Below are 811 nucleotides of genomic sequence, written 5' to 3' on the forward strand. Positions count from 1 at the left end.
AGACGTTGCGCCAGCGCGAGCGCCTCGGCATCGAGCTTGTCGAGCGGCACCACACGATTGGCGAGGCCCCATTCCAGCGCCGACTTGGCGGGAACGGTCTCGCCGAGCGCGAACATCTCATAAGCGCGGGCATGGCCGATGCGCGCCGGCATCAACAGGCTGGAGGCGGCTTCCGGCACCAGCGCGAGGCTGACGAAAGGCGTCGACAATTGCGCGTTGTCGGCGAGCACGACGAGATCGCAATGCAGCAGCATCGTGGTGCCGACACCGACGGCGCGGCCTTGCACCGCGGCGACCAGCGGTTTTGTGCAGCGTGCCAGCGACTGGATGAAGCGCCATACGTTGCGGCTGCCTTCGGACTTGCCGGTTGCGACCGCGGCAAATTCGCCGACGTCGTTGCCGGCGGTGAACATGTCGCCCTCGCCGCGGATCAGGATCACGCGGGCCGACGGATCGAACTCGGCGGATTCGATTGCGTCGGCGAGCTTGCCGTACATCGCATCGGTCAGCGCGTTCTTCTTGTCGGGACGCGCCAGTGTGAGGGTGAGAATTCCGCCGTTGTTCTCGATCCGGACATGCTCGGTCATCGGTCTCTCCTTTTAGTCGTCTGAACTTCTCGGAAACTTGTCTTGAATGCTCGCCAGCCAGCGCGCGACGATGTCGATCTCCGCAGCTGTAAATCCGTCCGTCAGCGCCGCATTGACCTCGGCAGCGCTGGCCTTCGCCTGCGCCAACGCGGTCCGTCCCTTCGGCGTCAGCCAGATCCGCCAGGCGCGTCCGTCCTCGCGATCGGGCCGCCGCTCGATCAGCT

At 65.5% G+C, this 811-nt stretch carries 2 protein-coding genes; both read right to left on the bottom strand.

From position 1 onward, the window contains the following. On the bottom strand, nucleotides 1-587 hold a 587-nt coding region (locus tag MOV75_RS40195), incomplete at its 3' end, for an enoyl-CoA hydratase-related protein (RefSeq protein WP_247008390.1). 12 nt (nucleotides 588-599) lie between these two features. Next, the coding region (locus tag MOV75_RS40200; protein WP_247008391.1) for a MarR family winged helix-turn-helix transcriptional regulator at nucleotides 600-811 on the bottom strand (212 nt) is incomplete at its 5' end.

Origin of the sequence: Bradyrhizobium sp. PRIMUS42 (assembly GCF_023006515.1) — a bacterium.
GTDB lineage: Bacteria > Pseudomonadota > Alphaproteobacteria > Rhizobiales > Xanthobacteraceae > Bradyrhizobium.